The sequence below is a fragment of the Paenibacillus prosopidis genome (genome assembly GCF_003337375.1).
Lineage (GTDB): Bacteria > Bacillota > Bacilli > Paenibacillales > Paenibacillaceae > Pristimantibacillus > Pristimantibacillus prosopidis.
Genome location: NZ_QPJD01000004.1, coordinates 324,876 through 342,986 on the forward strand (window position 1 = coordinate 324,876; position 18,111 = coordinate 342,986).

Here is an 18,111-nt window from a genome sequence, read left to right on the forward strand (position 1 = left end):
GACGTGGACTGCATAAAAAAATCTCCTAAACTGAGAAGTACAGGTAGTCCCTGTCCAAATCCTTCATTTAGGAGATACACGCATGTATAATCAAAACCACAAAATCTGATTCGAGGTGCTTAATGATGTCTAGGAACGTCCAAAATTAATCTCTCGGCTCATAGTCGAACCAATCAAACAGGGCCGGCGAACCCTGCCTCGTTTCACAAACGGCATACATCGCAATGAGTATTCCCGTAAAGCCGCCCGCTACCTCCGTTGAGAGAAGATGAGTTTCTCCCGAGCCCAATTCAAGAACATCGGATCCCTCTTGCTGAATGGCAAAAGCAAATGATTCCGGACGAACATCAATCTTGAGTACGACATTACCCTCTGCGCAGTCCAGCGTTCGCTCCGTTCTCATTGACCCCACCGTGCGCCGGAGTACAATTACCTTACGTTCTTCTTTACGCTTTACGGCCAGATCATAATGATACCTTTCGTTCATAAATACGGTAAGTCCGGCTTCCTCACCGTCGTTTACCGGCTCGAAATTTAATAGGGCGGCAATGTTGCATGACATATGACTCAGGCGGCGCCCCACAAAGGCGGGTGCGCTGGCATCGTCGAGCGACGTCTTGTTTCCACGAAGAGCAAGATGCCCCGGAAATTCGCGAAGTGACCAGCTGTCCGGCGCCGGATTGCGCAGGAAGACCCAGTCGAAGCCTAGCATTGTATCGTCAAAATCATCTCTGATTGCCTTAGGCGGCCACCGGACTTCAGTTAACTGCGGTGCCTCCATAACGGACTCGATCCTGCCGCCATCACCGATAATCGGCCAGCCGTCAGATGTCCATGACACGGGCGCCAGAAACGTCTCCCGACCCAGATGATGCCTGTAGGGATAGGAGACAGGCCTGATGCCCAGGAACACCGCCCACCAGCTTCCGTCATGCGCCTGTACCAGATCCGCATGCCCGGTTGCGTGTATGCTGCTGTTCAAGCTTCTGTGAGACAAGATCGGATTCACGGGACATGGTTCAAAAGGACCGTAGGGATCGCCGCTTCTCGCAATCGTCACCATATGTCCGTATTCCGTGCCTCCTTCGGCAATCATTAAATAATAAAGTCCGTTGATCTTGTAAAGATGAGGAGCCTCCGGGTGCGCTCCGCCCGTTCCCTTCCAGAGCAGACGGGTCTCAGTCAGCATGCTTCCGGTCGATATGTCGATCTCGCATTGATAAATGCCATAGCCTTCATTGCCTTTACAATTGGATTGAAAGTATACGCGGCCGTCCTCATCGAAGAACAGAGAAGGATCAATACCGCCCTGCGCGACAGGTACTGGATCGGACCATGGACCGGTCGGCTGCTTACTGCGGACATAGAAGTTGCCGATCCCGCCCACATTCGTCGTCACCATATAGAACCAGCCGTCGCTATAGCGTATCGTCGGGGCGTAGATCCCTCCCGAGATCCAAGTGTTTGCCAGCGGCAACTGCCGCTCGGTTGTGAGACAATGTCCGATCTGTCGCCAATTGACAAGATCCTTGCTGTGAAAAATAGGGACGCCGGGAAAATAGGCGAAAGTGCTTGTCACCAGATAATAATCATCATCGACCCGGCAGATACTCGGGTCGGGATATAATCCAGGAATTACGGGATTGGTATACGTCACAAGGGTGCACTCCTAATCGTTCAAAAGTTTTCATTCGGTTCAAAAAGAGAATCACTTTTGGTGATCTCTCTTCATTTTCGATTGTATATCACCGATTAATATCACACCTTGATTATTAGGTCAGTGAATAGCATGATATAGACATCTGTCCGATTATGGATGTTTCATTCCACAAAAATACCCCCAAACCATTGCGGTTGGAGGTATATAAAGCATGAGTGCATGCTGAGTATGAACGAATCAGCGAATCGCCAGCGGACTATTTTGAACGACCGACAACCATTCGCGGGCTATAAGTTCATGACCGGCTGCCGTCGGATGAACGCCGTCCCATAACCAATAAGCAGCTTCCGTGCCTGACGCTGCCTTGTCGAACGCCGCCTGCAGAGGCACGAACACTGCATTAAATTCCTCGGATAAGCGGCGCGATATGCCGCTATATTCATCAAGCTGTTTTTGCCACAGCTCCCATTTCTCCACCGTACAGCCCGTTTTTAAAGCAAACGGCTCGCATATGACCAGCCCGGAATGCGGCAGCACCTCTTTGGTCTCCTCAAGCAAATGCCGATACGCTCTTTCGAATCGGTCGGTAGCGCCGCTTGGCAGCCCTTCAACAATTCGCCAGACATCGTTCACGCCGATCAGCATGCTGATCAGGTCCGGTTTCAGGCTGATTGCGTCCTCGTTCCAACGCGCGTACAAATCAGATACCCGATTACCACTGATGCCTCTGTTGATAAAATGCGGCCGCTCTCCAGCCAGTTCATATCCAAGCTTCCCTGCTAGGATAAAGACGTAGCTGTGACCCAATATATGATTGGGATCTTCGTTGCGGCCCCGACTACCGTCGGTAATAGAATCGCCTTGAAATAAAATCGTTCTGGATTGCCGATTCATTGAGAATTCCTCCTATTTTTTGCGAAAAATGTCGTCTTCAACAAGCTTGACGATTTCCACCGCATACGGGTCCAAGTCGAGAGCAGGACCAACCGACTCCTCTCGCAGAAGACTCAAATACACGCCCCCCAACTCGACTGTCTGTTTCTTCCGCGTGAGATTCAACACGAATAAATAACTCGCCGTTCCCTTCCGGCGTATCGAAATCTGAACCCCCTCCGGCAAACCGGCAAAACGGGTTACTCCGGACTCATCGGCAGCATTCCCGAATAAATCCAGGTAGAAGCTTTCCTCGGCAACGGTGCCTATATAGTAGACTTTGCCCTCACCCCATGCATGAACCGTTACAGCCGGTTTCCCCGCGAAGAAATCGTCCTCATACCAAGCAATCGTCTCGGCGCCAGCAGGTTCCAGAATATCGCACCACTGACTGCAGGTATGCGTTTTCCCATCCGTCATACGGATAGTATGAACGTCATTGCCGACCGGATCGTATTCGGCTACGGTTACCCCTGCGGCCTCGGCCAACTGACCAGGGAGCGGATGAATCCAACATACGTTGTTCGGGTTTTTCACGCCGGTACGATTCGTCAAGATTAAGGTGGCTCCGTTCTTCACGCAATTCTTCAGCTTATCCGCCAGGTTTTCATCCAACAAATAGAGCGACGGCGCAATAATAAGGCGATACCTCTCCAGATTGTCCGTTGTATTCACAACATCCGTCAGAATGCCCGATTTGGTCAGAGCCCGATGATAAAGCTTCAGATTGTCGAAATAATCCATTCCTTCTGCCTGAGGCTGAATCGCGAACGCATTGTACAAGTCGTGCGAATGGAGAACGGCAGCCTCGCCAAGCACCTCCGAACCCGCCAAGACAGGAGAAAGCCGGTTCACTTCATCGCATAACATCCGATATTCCTCGAATCGTCTGCCGGGTACATTGCTGTGGTCGATTAATCCGTGCCAAAATTGTTCGGCGCCGAACGGAGCGCTTCGCCACCGGAAATGAACGAGCGTGTCGGCGCCGCGGGCAATGCATTGCCAAGCGAAGGCCCGAATAAAGCCGGGCTGCGGAGTCCGCCACATCGGAAACCAGCATCCAGGAGGACCGCTGATCGTTTCCATGATCCAGAAATTGCGTCTCTTGATGCCCCGGGTTAAATCGAGTGTCAACGCACCGTTGTACCCGCCCGAAACCGATTTCTCGGGGCTCGTGCCGGGGTAATAATCGAGAGAAGCAAAGTCCAATTCCTCGCAAAGCTTGTAATAATCGAGAGACATCGGATAGCTCCAAATATTATGAGTGACGAAATGGTTCGGACAACATTTACGCAGGATGCTCAATTGCAATTGTTGAAATTCCACTACGGAATCGGTTTCGAACCGCTTCCAGTCGAGCAGATAAGACGGATTCCTGAAGCTTGTACCGCCAAACGGGGTAGAGATTTGCGTCCAGGTGCTATATTCACCGCTCCATACAACCGTACCCCAAGCCTGGTTCAAGGCTTCCAAAGTACCGTACTTCTTCAAGAGCCATTCGCGAAAGCGCTCGTTGCAAATCTCGCAATGACACTCGTTCAGGCTGAACTCATTATCGATCTGCCAACCGATCACTGCGGGGTGTTTGGCATAGTGAGAAGCCAGCTTCTCCACAATTCTCTCCGTAAAGACACGAATGGAAGGGCTGTTATAACAACGATGCCCTCTTATCCCGGGATATTTCGGATGCAGCATCGCGTCCCGGGGAAGGACATCCGGAAAGCGTTCCACAAGCCAATTCGGAGGCGTACAGGACGGCGTGCCGATGACGACTTGGATTCCGTGCTTAAAGAAAACATTGATTGCATCATCGAGCCAGCCGAACTCATACCGCCCCTGCTCCGGTTCCAAGCGTGACCAGGCGAATTCGGCCACACGGATCAGGCTTATTCCCGTCTCCCGCATCAGCATTGCATCCTGTTCCCACATGGAGCAATCCCAGTGCTCCGGATAATAATCCACTCCTATTTTCATCAAAACCAACCCCCATACTCTCTCTTAAAAGAAATATCCCTTTCCGGCACTGACCGGTATATTCGGCTGCCGGACAACTCTCAGTAAATGTACCATTATAATATATCGTTTACCCTGGTTTAAAAATATCGAATAATTGCATATAAAATTACGGAAATACCACAGCAGACTGTTTGAACCGCGCGCTATTGTAACAGACGCCCTCATGATCCATAACCCTTGACAACATTACCATGTAATAATAATCTTATAACAAGCAAAAAATATAAAAAAACGGAAGTGTAATGATGCCTATGTTTGAGACAAAAGTCCGCTTGCTGATGATGCCTCCGGAACAATTCGTCCCCTTTTACATTGAAAGTATCGGTTACAATCCGTTTCAGGAGACGGTCATAAGACGCGACGGTTATCCATTTCATCATTGGCTGCAAACGGTTTCAGGCGAAGGGAAGATTATCATTGAGGGATCTGCTTTCTCCCTTCCTCCCAATCACGGGATCATGCTGCCGCCGAATGTTCCCCATCAGTATTATTGTCTGGGAGATTCGTGGTCCACTTATTATTTAATGATAGACGGTCCGCAAATCTCTCCGTTTATGTCTATTTTGGACATCCAATTTTCTACGGTCTACAGCTGGCCGGAAGGGACGGAACCCGAGAATCTCATCGGGCAGATGCTGGAATCATCTCTTCTCTCCCAAGACGTGACCGGTCTGGACAATTCGATTGACGTTTATCGTTTTCTTGTTCAATTGAAGAAGCACGGAACAACGGTTAACACGTCAACCACCCAAAGCCTCGCAGTCCGGTTGCAGCCGCTTGTCAAATATCTGGACATAGAATATCGCAATCCGGACCTGGGCATGACAGAGATGTCGGACCGGCTGAATATCAGTCCGAGACATCTCAATTCGTTATTTAAAGAAACTTTCGGGTACACGCCTTATCAATATCTTATCAATCTGCGGATTCAAAAATCAAAGGAAATGCTCACAAGCGAACGAAAGACGCCCATCCAGCATATTGCCGCATCGTCCGGCTTTCGCGATGCCAGTCACTTTATCGCCACTTTCCGCAAGCTTGAGCACATGACACCCGATCAATACCGGCAAACCTTCGTAAAATAACACATCAAGCGTAAACGGCGCAAAACGAAATTCCGGAACCTGTTTTTTCAGCCGCTTCGGAAAACGTTTTTCCAAGGAGTGAACGGAAGTGAACACCTTTCTATCCTATCCTTTCCAAAACATAAAATTCACTTTAGAAGAACGCGTCAGCGACCTCGTTTCCAGACTTACGCTTGAAGAGAAGCTCTCGCTTATCCCATTCAGACAGGGATCTGTAAAACGGCTCGGAATCCCTGGGTATTGGATTGGCGGAAACGCCGTTCAAGGTTTATTTGCATACGAGGGTGCCACAACAGTCTTCCCGCAGAACTTGGGCTTGTCCTGTACATGGAATACCGAATTGATCAAGGAAATCGGCGAGATGATCGGCGATGAAGCAAGAGCCTACGACAAGCTCCGAAATGGTCTGAGAGGTCTTATGCTCCGTGCGCCGGTGGTCGATTTAGCCCGCGATCCGAGATGGGGAAGAACGGATGAAACCTTCGGCGAAGATCCTTTCTTAACGGGGTGTATGTACTCAGCCTATGCGAAGGGAATGCAGGGCGATCATCCATTTTATATCAAAACAGCACCGATTTTAAATTATTTTTATGCAGGCAACAACGAGAGGGACCGGCTGAAAAGCTCGTCATGCATCAGTCCCCGCAATAAAAGGGAATATTATCTAAAAGCATTTGAGACTCCTGTCCGCGAAGGTTCCGTACTTTCCGTCATGACCGCTTATAACGCTATAAACGGGACCCCCGCAATTTGCCATCCGGATATAAAAGCGGTTCTGAAGGATGAGTGGAGGCTGGACGGATTTGTCGTTTCCGCATTCTCAGATATGCAACAGACCGTCGATGAACATCAGTATTACAATACTTATGCCGAAGCGGCTGCGGCAGCGATAAAAGCGGGAATCGATTGCATTATGGATGACAGCGAGCTTGTAAAGAAATCGATTCGAGAAGCCTTGGATCAAGGCCTGCTTTCGGAAACGGACATTGACCGGGCGATTCGCAACGTATTCCGCGTTCGCATGCGGCTCGGCCAGTTCGATCCCGAAGCAATCAATCCATATGCGCAAATTACGGAAAGCGTCCTTTACAAGCAAGAACACCGCGAGCTTGCGCTTAGGGCTGCGCGTGAATCGGTCGTCCTCTTGAAAAATGAGAATAATATGCTTCCGCTCGACAAGGAAAGGTTGCAGAGCGCAGCTGTTATCGGTCCATTGGGAGATGTTGTTTGCCGAGGATTTTATACAGGCAGTCCGCCATATCAGGTTACGCCGCTGCAAGGCATCATAAGCAAGCTCGACCCGAATAACGTTCAGTTCAAGGACGGCTGCGACCGGATTATACTGCAATCCGCCGCAACCCGCAGATTTGTCGGACAAAGGCATATCTACGATGCAACTCTGGCAGCGAATAAAGAGGATGCAGGCAGCGGAGAGCATTTCAAGCTGACCGATTGGGGCTTGGGGAGCCACACGCTGCTCTCTACAGCCAACCGCAGCTACGTGACGTGCGGAGCAAGCGGAATAAGCGCGTCGGCCAAGGAGGTTGGGGGATGGTTCAATAAAGAACTGTTCAACTTCATTCCTCAGGAGGACGGGACTTTTGCGATCAAGGCATGGAACGGCCAAATCGCAACGGTCGTTGACGAAACAATCCGGCTGAAGGACGATGCACAGATTGGCATTTCCGACAAATTTATTATACATCCGGTTATCGATGGTATTGCCGAAGCTGTCGCCGCTGCGCGAGCCAGCGATGTTGCCATTGTCGTGGTCGGCAATCATCCGCTCATCAACGGCAGGGAAGAAGTCGACCGGCAGGACCTGTCCCTTCCGCCGCAACAAGAGAAGCTGATTCAAGAAGTGCATAAGGCGAATCCGAATACGGTTGTCGTCATTATAGGCAGCTATCCATTTGCGCTCAACTGGGCGCAAGAGAACATTCCGGCAATCGTCTATACGGCTCACGGCTGCCAAGAGCTCGGTAATGCCGTTGCCGATGTGCTCTTTGGAGATTACAACCCTGCCGGCCGCTTGAGCATGACCTGGTACCGTTCCGTCCTGGATCTGCCCGATATGTTGGATTACGATATTATAAAAGGAAAACGAACGTATTTGTATTTTGACGGCGATCCGCTGTATCCTTTCGGACATGGCTTGTCCTACACCGGCTTCCAATTCAGCGATCTGAAGCTCAGCAAACTTAAAATGACGGCAGATGATCAGGTGAAGGTCAAAGTGACGGTTAAAAATACGGGACTGCGCCCGGGCGACGAGGTCGTACAGCTTTATATAAGGGCGAACAAATCGAGAGTGAAACGGCCGCTTAAAGAGCTGCGCGGATTTACACGGATTTACTTGCAGCCCGGGGAGAAGAGAACGGTGGAATTCGATCTGGCCGGGACAGACTTTGCCTGTTGGGACGTTACCCGCGACGGGTATGCGGTAGAGACCGGCCCCTATACGATCATGGTGGGAAATTCATCAGGCAATATTATCCTGGAAGCCGCCGTGCAAGTTCACGGTGAAACGATTCCGCCGAGATACCCGTATCTCATGATCCGTGCCGAAAATTATGACGATTACGCGTCTGTCTTTCTGGATGAGTGCCGTGACGGTGAAGCTCGTCAGTATGGCTTCGAGGTAACCGGCTCTTGTGTGAGCGTTATCGGCCGGGACGGCTGGATCAGCTTTCACGACGTCGAATTCGAATCGGGCGCAGCTGGCTTCGAAGCGCGGGCCGCTTGCGCGACCGAGAACGGATCCATTGAAATGCGGCTGGATAATCCGGATGGCATGCTTACCGGCATTTGTCATATCGGTCATTCGGAGGGCAGGCATAGCTGGGGAACCTATTCTTGCCGTCTCACAGGGGCGGAAGGCAGGCACGATGTTTACCTCCGTTTGAAAGGAAGCGTTCATTTGAGCTCTTTCCGTTTTGTAAAATGAAAAAAAATCGGCCGGCACCTTCAACGTGCCGGCCCAGTCGATTTGCGCACGACCAAATTTACCGATTCCCTGTCGTAATCCCAGGTGAGAACTTTTCACTGTCCAGTATCCTTTAATAGGTTTCAATTATGTTTTTCAGAAAACGTTTTCCAACCAAAAAAGCAATAAGGCACACGCGCTCACAAGCTTACCTGATTCAGTCTGTAGGCCTTTGGGGAGAGATCGTAATTTTTGGTAAACATACGAGTGAAATAATTGCTGTCGTTAAACCCGCAATCGTGAGAAATCTCCATAATGGTGAGATTGGTATGCTTCAGCAAAGTGCATGCGCGCTCCAAACGAAGCCGTTGAAGATAGGAAATAGGGGTCGTTTGATAATAGGATTGGAAGCTCCGGTTCAAATGCCTGACCGAAATATCAGATTTGACCGCGATTTCCTCCAGCGTTAGCGGCTCGAGATAATGATCTTCAATATAAGAGATCGCATTCGCCAAATGAATCAGATTACCAGGTATATCCTTTTCCTGATTGTCATACTGTCTTGACAAATAGACGACTAGCTCCAAAAACCGTGAAATCAGCATCGTCTGATATCCCTGAAGCTTGTTGTTATATTCGTCGATCATGACAGAGATGAGATTAGAGACATAATCCAGGCTGGGAATCGACAAACTGAGCTTGCTTTGATACGAATGAATATTGCGGTAAAAGGGCTCCAAAACGAAAAGCGCCTGAAAACCGTTGGAAGTCCTTAGATGCGAACAGGCCGCCCGCAGCATTTCAGGCCGATACATAATATTGCAAATTTTAAAATCATAAGGATCTTTGTAAGCATGGAGGGTTTCGCCATTGATGACAAATACATTTCCTTTCTTAATAAAAGAGGTTTCGTTATGGACAATATGCGTTGCGTTCCCATTCAACACAATCACGAGCTCGGAGAAGTCGAAATGCTTATGCAAGTCAAGGTCCTCGTCATGTCCGCCATATTGAATGAAGAACGGAAACTGCTTATCCTTCGCGAACCATTCCAAATAGACGTTATTCAATATGCCCCCCCTTTTTTCAGGTATTAGCCGCTCGAAATGTTTCTCGACCCGCTTTTGATCTAATATTAGTCATATTCACAATCGCTTGTACATCAAATAAAAACGAATTCTAATATCAATATTCTGCATCATATTGAAATAATGAAGTGTTATTGGAATATCAATTGTTCTTATCCAAATCTTGCAGATGTTTCTGAAACATCACTTCAGGAAACTGAACAAGTCAACATGAATTTCGAATACTGCAAAATAAACTTGTGAAAAAACCGGCACAGATCGATGACTCAACCTCGTGCCGGTTCGCTAACGGTACTTTTCATACTCTTACTTATTTGTTACGTCAAGCGCCTTTTGAACAGCAACATGACCATCAAACCGAGCGATTTCAAACCGGGTCCTGGATATTCTGGAAGGGCGGGAACAACTGGCAGCGAATCTTCGACTTTGGCAACTGCGGATCGGGCCATTGGCTCCGATAACGGTTCCGTTAAACGCGCCAAAGGAATTGTTCGCGTTGCCTTCAAACGAATAGAGCGACAGAGGAACGCGCACTAGCAGCTTTTCCGCCTGGTCGAGCTGCATACACCTTAGTGATAAAACCATTCTCACCGTTTCCGCTAATCATGCCTTCACGCCACGCCCATCCGGGATTTATCCTCATACTGGCACTCTCCTCATCTCTGGCTAGTAAAACGCTTCGTGGAACCCGGATCCTTCCGATCCGGGTTCCACGAAGCGTTTTCATGTTCCCACCTATCATGTTTGCCGGGAGATCCGAATCAAGCAGCAATTCCTTTGCGGTCTCAAACCTTGCAATCAAAGAAACCAGCGGCAGTCCGGAAATTGCGTTCATATCCCGGACTGCCGTTGGTTCATTTCCAGTCACTGCAATCGTGATTGACTTGTCGCATTAATGCGTATTCTACTCGTTCATCACAGCCGTTACTTCCGCAGCGGATAAAGAACGATTATAGATGCGGAAGTCATCCACCCGTCCGTCGAGATAAGGATCGGCGGAAAATTGGGAGCGGCCGATCCAATTTTGTGTGGTGGCGCCGAGTTGTGATGGTCTAATGTTTACGGCATTGCTGCCTACCTGCTGTCCATCGACGTACAGCGTTCCCGTAGAGCCGTCCAGGGTAACGGCCACATGATGCCATCCGCCTGTCGCGAGCGCAACGTTTCCGTCAACGGTTTTCACTGCTGAACCGTTCTTGATCTCAAAGCGGATATTGCCGTTGACCCCGTTTTGAGGCGACAAGAACATATATTTGGACGTTCCGGAACCGAAGTCGAAGATCCGCGTCCAGTTGCTCACGGTATCCAGATTAACCCAGGCCGCTACGGTGATCGTGTCAGCGCCGGAAACGACACCTGAGGGCAATGCAACATATTGATTCGTTCCGCTCAGGTCCACTGCGTTGCCTTTTTTGCCCGCCACCCAGCTGGCTCCGCCCGCCAATGTGCCGGTCCAGCCGTTGCCGGACAAATCGGTTGCCGTCGTTCCGCTTGTTCCATCAAACGGAAGTTCAGCGGTCGGCAACGCGGTATGCCCATTGATGACATGCGTTACTTCCGAAGCTGACAAAGCGCGATTATAGATACGGAAGTCATCCACCCGTCCGTCGAGATAAGGATCGGCGGCGTATTGGGAGCGCCCGATCCAGTTCTGCGTCGTAGAGCCCAGATTGGATGGTTTCAGGGTCATCGCTGTATTGCTTCCTACTTGAACGCCGTCCACGTAGAGGGCACCGGTTGCCCCGTTTAGGGTGACGGCTACATGATGCCAGCCTCCCGTCGGCAGCGCCGATTGCCCGTCAATATCGTGGAAAGTAGTACCGTTCTTAATTGAAAAACGAATTTTTCCATTATACGAGTTTTTTGGTGTAAGAAACATGTATGTTGACGTTCCGGAACCGAAATCGAAGATCCGCGTCCAGTTGCTTGCAGAATCCAGATTCACCCAAGCCGCTACGGTGATCGCATCATAGTTGGAAACGACGCCAGACGGAAGAGCGACATATTGATTCGTCCCGCTCAGGTCTACGGCATTGCCGGTTTGGCCAGCCACCTGGCTCGCGCCGCCAACCAATGTGCCGTGCCAGCCGTTGCCGGTCGCATCGATTGCCGTCGTTCCGCTTGTCTCGTCAAACGGCAGCTGCGCCATAGTCACTTTATCGCCTGTGTCTCCGAATACCTTGAAATCGTAGAAGCTGGCAGCAGCACCGCTTGGTACTCCGACAACGCTAATTCTGACATACTGGGCAGTTGCAACAAAGTAATCGGATTGGACTTGGGCAGTATCTCCATACCAGCCCTTGTCAACTCTCATAGTCCAGTTGACATTATCCATCGATGTTTCAATCTTATATCTATAATAGGAGTCAAGCTTCTCCCACATCACTTGAGTACCGTTAATCCACTTGCTTGATCCAAGATCTGCCGTCCACCAGTGGTCAGTGAGTCCATTACTCGCGCTCCAGCGGGTCGAAGTGCTGATGTCGTTCCCGTTGGCAGCCGGGTTGGCCGGATCAGCGCTATCCGTGCTAGCGGGCTTGCCAAGCGCCAGATTGATAGGGTCACCAAATACTTTGAAATCGTAGAAGCTGGCAATAGCACCGCTTGGCACGCCTGTCACGGTAATTCTGACATACCGGGCGGAATCGGTGAAATAATCGGTTTGAACCTTTTCCGTACTGGTATTATTGGTCTTGTCGGCTTTTGAGGTCCAATTGGTATTGTCCTTTGATGTTTCGATCTTATACTGGTAAGCGACACCGCTTTTTTCAAAGCCTACTTGGGTCCCGTAGGTAATATTCTTGATTAAGCCAAGATCTACAGTCACCCAATGACCAGCAGCTTGATCAGCGGCAGACCAACGGGTTATCGCGTTGCCGTCGATTCCGCTGCTAACTGGAAATCCTGTAAGTGTACTATCCGTACTGGAGGCCTTCCACTCCGCCAGATTAACGGCTTCTCCAAGCACCTTAAAATCGTAGAAGCTGGCCCAAGCGCCAGATGCTAGTCCGGTCACGGTAATCCGGACATACCGGGCAGTATCGTAAAAGACATCGTTCTGGATTTGGTCCGTATTGGTATTATTGGTCTTGTCAGCCTGTAAGGTCCAATTGACATTGTCATTGGAGGTTTCAATCTTGTATTTATAGGCTTTGCCGCTCTGTTCCCACATTACCTGGATTCCACGGGTAATATTCTTGCTCGAGCCCAGGTCCACCATCCACCAATGACCAGTATTTCCATCATTCGCACTCCAACGGGTCGAGGTGCTGCCGTCGTTTCCGCCCGAAGCCGGATTACCTGCTTGCGAGCTGGACGCACTGGCGGTTCGGTTCAACGCCAGATTGATTGGCGTAGGGGATGGAAATTGCGGCGCCGCAACAGGCACCGGAGCTCCGGAAGCAATGAAGTTAATGTTGCCGGTATAGCCGTTAGTGGTAATATTCCCTTGTGCGGCATTCGTAATGACCGTTCCGTTCATTGTTAAATTTTCAAATGTTATGTTTTGAATCTTACTGGTGGAATCGTAGCCTTCAATCGGACTACTGCCGTTACCATTGCCGGTATAGGAGACATTCTTGAAATGAACATTGTTAATTCCACGCCCAGGGCCATAATCCCATTTCCCACGGACATTCATAACTAACCATCGGCCTTCTGTGTTATCATCGATCCGAATGTCATTGAAGTTCATATTCTGGATCAGATTACCATCCGCGGAAATGAACTGTACCCGCTGTCCACCATTGTAGACCCAAAGGTCCAGATTGGAGAAAGTAACATTTTCTATCGTTTGCCCGCCGCCAGGCGCCCATGTAAAGCCATGAGTCCCGATATTGATGGGACGGGCAAAATCGGGCTGAAGAATAGAGTTCGATACCGCAATGTCTTGGGAATCGCCATACCAGATTCTTCCGCCATTAGCGCGCGCATTATAAACCGCTACCGAATCATCATGACTGCGAATATATACGTCATTGATGGTAACATATTTAGAGGCAAAGATATCTATGCCATCCCCCCATTTATTAGAGCCATAGGCTTTAAAGTTATTGATTACAACATTGGATGAATTTCCGGCATTTATCGCGCAACCGCCGCCATCCGCACTGCCGTAATTATTGACAATGATCCCATCAACCGTGATTTGGTTCGAATAGTCAATAGATATAGCTCTTCCGCTAGGACGGTCGAGTACACCGCGGCCTATAACTTTGGCATTGGTGGCATTATCCAAAATAATGCCGCCTTTGACGACCGCTCCGCCTGCAATATAAAGCGTCTTGCCGCTAGGCACAGTATAGTCCTGTGTATAGATACCAGGACCCAGATAAATGACATTCGGGTCACTAGGGCTTGGAGGATTGACTTCCAATGGATTAGCAAAGATCATTAAATTGCGATTGATATCCCCGTTCACTTCTACAGAGAGCTTCATTGGACCCGACATGGAAAATGTCATCGTATTCCCGTTGATAGTAGGGGTGATCGTCGTGTTCAAACCACGAATTCGAGACGACGTAAGCGTTCCGGCGTTATAGGTCACTGACATCTCGACCTGATTGTCCGTATCGAAATAAACAAAGGAAGCATTGGTTTTCGTAGGATACCCGACAGTCGTTCTATACTCATCCAGATTCTGCCAGACGCCGCCCGGTTCCCGTACTTGCACGGTATAGTCGGTGTTAAGGGGGATACCCGCTGGGGCAGGATATATCGTTAATGTCGTAGCCGCCTCAACTTTTGACGGAAAGTTTACCGCCATCGGGATGAAAGCGATTACAAATGCAAGTAAAAAAGTTAATACTTTAGACCCTTTTTTCCTTCTGTTAAACCATGAACTATTATTAGTCATGCTTTCAACTCCTTCTTCAAATAATATTACTTCAATACAAAAGCCAATTCAAAGCCAACTTTATGCAATCACCCCTTTCCAGCGATCTGGATAAGCTTTATAACGAAGGAAGCTTCGTGAACATCTTGATCATTCAGAAGCTTCCTCGCGTCATTGCATGAAATTTAAACCTTAAATGTTACTCAATGCCTCTTTTGACCGCCTCTTCATTGACTTCCTTGATCACGTCTTGAACGCCCTTGGCGTCGTAGCCCTTGACGATTTTTTGCCACTGGGCAACTGGTTCCTCTTTGCTCAAAATCACCTTAACGAGGTCATCCATGATACTTGAATTCAGCCCGCCCAGTTTATTTTTGGCCGGTGTTGACATCAGGAAGATCTCAAAGTTGACGGGCACAGGCATATACTCTTCTGCGCTTTTTTTGTTCATGTCGATTTGAAGCTTTTGGAGTGCCGCTGTAACCGGATCGATTGACGGAATTACTTGACCGCGATAAAAGCCGTTATTCCATGTCCCAAGCCAAGCGAGAGCTGAAGTCGCCGGGTATTTGTCGCCAAGATTTTCGCCTTCTTTGAGCAGAGAAACGAATTGCCCATTTTCCACCCCGTTTATTGTTGGGCGAATCATCCTTATAGGTGCTGGTGTGATTTCCGACCTTTATTTTATATCCCCGCCATATTCGGCAAGCAATCTCTCATATTCGGAAGCTGTAACCGGCAATACAGACCCATGGCGCGGTATGGTCGGCAGCGCTAACTCCGCGGGCATCGTCCATTCGCCCGAATCCAGATCCGTCGTCACCAGAGGGATATAACCCCTCAACCCATATTCATCAATAAATAAGTACCATTTGTTTTCCACATTAGATTCAAACACAATCGGTCCTTCGCCCCGTTTCATCCATTCCTGACCGATATTCTCACGGATTGTCGTAAAGCTTGAGGCATGGATCGAATCCCCGGACTCCTGAAACACTGCGGAGTTATGCTCCCCTTTTGAAAACCTGTAAATCTTTCCATTCGCCCGAATCATCGTCGTATCAATAACGGAGTGATCGTAATCGATATAGACCTCCGGCTCCGAAAAATGCACAAAATCCTTCGTTCCCGCCGCCAGTATTCGGTGATAACGGCCTTTGCCGCCTTCTGTTTCCTTATCTCCAAGCATCGAGGCCCAATAGACGAAATATTGCTCCGAATCGGCATCGTAGAATGCTTCCGGCGCCCATGCGCAGCCAGCATCCGGTGGCGCGATTTCAACCCTCCTCTGATCGGACCAATGGATCAAGTCAGACGATTCCCACACCAGGATGGAGCGGCTGCCTTCGTTGACGGCGCGACTCCAGTCTCCATCTCCGTGCGCCTTGAGATCCGTCCCTAGCAGGAAGAACTTGTCCCCTTGAGGCGACCGGATGATAAACGGATCGCGTACGCCTTTTTCCCCCAATTTAGAAGTAAGAACGGGCTTACCGCTATTCAGCTCCCGCCAATGCAGAGGGTCGTTCCCCTGGCTTAAAGAAAAATAGATTTCTTCGCCGCCGCCTTGGCCTTCATCATCGGTAAAGTGGACGAACAAATAACCGGCATACTGTTCATGATTAGACATTTCCGCAGCTACCTCCTGGTTACTCTTTTAAAGACCCGAGCATAACGCCTTTAGTGAAATAGCGCTGCGCGAATGGATACAAGATGATCATCGGTATGGATGTGATGACCATTGCAGCAAGTTCAATTGTCTTCGCTGTAACCAGTCCTTCACCCTTGGCTTTGTTCAGCAACTCGGCCACTGCCAAGTTCGAGTTAGCGGCTGCGTTTTGCAGCTGCTCAGACGCATTGCTCGTCTGCAGCAATTTCAAAATCAAATACTGCAGCGTTTGCAAATCAGTCGATTGCGTGAAGTAAAGCGTGGTTCCAAAGTCGTTCCATACCCCTACGGCCGTGAAAACAGACAATGCGGCCAAAACCGGCTTTGACAGAGGCAGGACAATTCGGAAAAAGATCACAAATTCACTGGCCCCATCCAGCTTGGCCGATTCGAACAAAGAGTCGGAGATAGCCTTGTAATTTGCATTGAGAATGATGACATTCCAGAATCCGCCAAACAACGAAGGGATAATATACACCCAATAGCTGTCATACAGCCCGAGCCAATTGATCAGTATAAATGAAGGGATCAATCCACCGCTAAAATACATGCTGATAAAGCCGATCATCATATATATCTTCTTGCCTTTTAAGTATGGCCGTGAGAAGGCGTACGCGAACATCGCCGTGTACAGGATGGACACCACGGTAACGATAACCGTTCGCGATACGGTGATCCATGCTGTCTGAAGCAGTCCGGGATCCGCTAGAACGGCCCGCCAGCTGGCCCACGTAAACTCCCGGGGCCAAAGAAATAAAGGCCCTCGCATCAAATCCGCCCCCCCATTCAAGGAGCCGATTACCGAATACCAAAACGGATATATGGTCGCACACATCAGCAAAATCATGATCACAGCATTCGATATATTAAAAACACGCTCTCCTGGAGACTTGCCTCCAACCATTATGTCCGCCTCCTTTAGAAAAGCCCTGATTGAGTCAATTTTTTAGATGCATAGTTGCCTCCGAGCAGCAGAAGCAACGCTAATACCGACTTCAACAAGCCGATTGCCGTCGCCGTAGCAAATTGGAATTGCAGAAGCCCCGTCTGATACAAATACGTATCAATGACTTGGCTGGCCGGCATGTTAAGCGTGTTTTGAAGAACGTAAATCTGGGTAAAGTTGTTGTTCAACATACCGCTTATGGCGAAAATAATCAAAATCATAATCGTCGGCTTAATGCACGGAATCGTAACATATAACATCTTCCTGAAGCGCCCTGCTCCATCGATGGCGGCGGCCTCATATAGCGATTGGTCGATACCTGCGATGGCAGCCAGATATAATATGGCCCCCCAGCCCAAATCTTTTAATATAGCGGTGCCAATAGCTACTCCCCAGAAATAATCCGGATCCCCTAGAAATAGAATCGGCTTATCAATAAGATGAAGCTGCACCAGCAATTCATTGACGATACCGCCTTGCGGATTCAACAATGTAATGAATAACCCGCCATAAATAACCCATGACAGAAAATGCGGCAAATAAGTGATCGTTTGTAAAAACGATTTGAACTTGCGGCTCGTAAGTTCATTCAGCATCAAAGCGAACAAGAGCGTTATAGGCAGTCCTATCAGCGAGCCGAACAGATTGATTCCAACCGTATTTTTTAACATCGGCCAAAACTGAAAACTTTGAAAAACGACTGTGAAATTTTCGAAATTATTCCACTCACTTGTGAAAATCCCTTTAACCCCGCTCATCGGATCGTAGTTCTTAAATGCCATCAACAGGCCGAATAACGGAAAAAAACTAAATATACTAATTAAAACAATCGCTGGCCAAATCATGAGCTGCAATTCCATCTGAGTTCGCCAATCACGCCCCAGATAGTGGTTCTTCCTTTTTCTGACGAAAGGCAATCTTATACTCTCCGGAGTCGTCTTCATCTGTTTAACTTCC

12 protein-coding genes are annotated in these 18,111 nt (G+C 49.0%); 2 read left to right on the forward strand and 10 right to left on the reverse strand.

The genetic code is table 11. The annotated features are described in order from the left end of the window. Positions 1 to 145: 145 nt before the first annotated feature. From DFP97_RS08200 to DFP97_RS08210, 3 genes are all read right to left on the reverse strand, one after another. Positions 146 to 1,657 (reverse strand): glycoside hydrolase family 43 protein, encoded by a 1,512-nt coding sequence (locus DFP97_RS08200; protein WP_114379502.1) that lies wholly within the window; start codon positions 1,655 to 1,657, stop codon positions 146 to 148. A gap of 240 nt (positions 1,658 to 1,897) precedes the next feature. After that, complete coding sequence (locus DFP97_RS08205; RefSeq protein WP_114379503.1) at positions 1,898 to 2,554, reverse strand: SGNH/GDSL hydrolase family protein; 657 nt, start codon at positions 2,552 to 2,554, stop codon at positions 1,898 to 1,900. A gap of 12 nt (positions 2,555 to 2,566) precedes the next feature. Next, entirely contained in the window at positions 2,567 to 4,567 is a 2,001-nt protein-coding gene (locus DFP97_RS08210; protein ID WP_114379504.1) for a beta-galactosidase, read from the reverse strand. Positions 4,568 to 4,860: 293 nt separating this feature from the next. On the opposite strand from DFP97_RS08210, the gene DFP97_RS08215 reads away from it, so the two are divergent. Beyond that, a complete protein-coding gene (locus DFP97_RS08215; RefSeq protein WP_181873405.1) occupies positions 4,861 to 5,694 on the forward strand; it encodes an AraC family transcriptional regulator in 834 nt (277 codons plus the stop codon). Positions 5,695 to 5,782: 88 nt separating this feature from the next. Then, positions 5,783 to 8,641: a glycoside hydrolase family 3 protein gene (locus DFP97_RS08220; RefSeq protein WP_114379506.1), complete on the forward strand. Its 2,859-nt coding sequence runs from the start codon at positions 5,783 to 5,785 to the stop codon at positions 8,639 to 8,641. A 179-nt stretch (positions 8,642 to 8,820) separates the two neighbouring features. Here the strand turns inward: DFP97_RS08220 and DFP97_RS08225 are convergent, their stop codons facing one another. The 7 genes from DFP97_RS08225 to DFP97_RS08255 form a co-directional block, all read right to left on the reverse strand. Further along, the gene (locus DFP97_RS08225) at positions 8,821 to 9,690 is read right to left on the reverse strand and encodes a helix-turn-helix domain-containing protein (RefSeq protein WP_114379507.1); all 870 of its coding nucleotides are present in this window, start codon (positions 9,688 to 9,690) and stop codon (positions 8,821 to 8,823) included. Positions 9,691 to 10,210: 520 nt separating this feature from the next. Next, on the reverse strand, positions 10,211 to 10,543 hold the full coding sequence (locus tag DFP97_RS08230) for a hypothetical protein (RefSeq protein ID WP_114379508.1): 333 nt from the start codon (positions 10,541 to 10,543) through the stop codon (positions 10,211 to 10,213). 69 nt (positions 10,544 to 10,612) lie between these two features. Continuing rightward, positions 10,613 to 14,563: a LamG-like jellyroll fold domain-containing protein gene (locus DFP97_RS08235; protein ID WP_114379509.1), complete on the reverse strand. Its 3,951-nt coding sequence runs from the start codon at positions 14,561 to 14,563 to the stop codon at positions 10,613 to 10,615. Positions 14,564 to 14,741: 178 nt separating this feature from the next. After that, positions 14,742 to 15,191 carry a hypothetical protein gene (locus DFP97_RS08240; protein ID WP_147275032.1) on the reverse strand — a complete coding sequence of 150 codons (450 nt, stop codon included), beginning with the start codon at positions 15,189 to 15,191 and terminating at the stop codon, positions 14,742 to 14,744. Positions 15,192 to 15,221: 30 nt separating this feature from the next. Continuing rightward, the gene (locus tag DFP97_RS08245; protein WP_114379511.1) at positions 15,222 to 16,169 is read right to left on the reverse strand and encodes a glycoside hydrolase family 43 protein; all 948 of its coding nucleotides are present in this window, start codon (positions 16,167 to 16,169) and stop codon (positions 15,222 to 15,224) included. A 19-nt stretch (positions 16,170 to 16,188) separates the two neighbouring features. Then, entirely contained in the window at positions 16,189 to 17,112 is a 924-nt protein-coding gene (locus tag DFP97_RS08250; protein ID WP_114379512.1) for a carbohydrate ABC transporter permease, read from the reverse strand. Positions 17,113 to 17,126: 14 nt separating this feature from the next. Further along, positions 17,127 to 18,098: an ABC transporter permease gene (locus DFP97_RS08255; RefSeq protein WP_114379513.1), complete on the reverse strand. Its 972-nt coding sequence runs from the start codon at positions 18,096 to 18,098 to the stop codon at positions 17,127 to 17,129. Between the last annotated feature and the right edge of the window lie 13 nt (positions 18,099 to 18,111).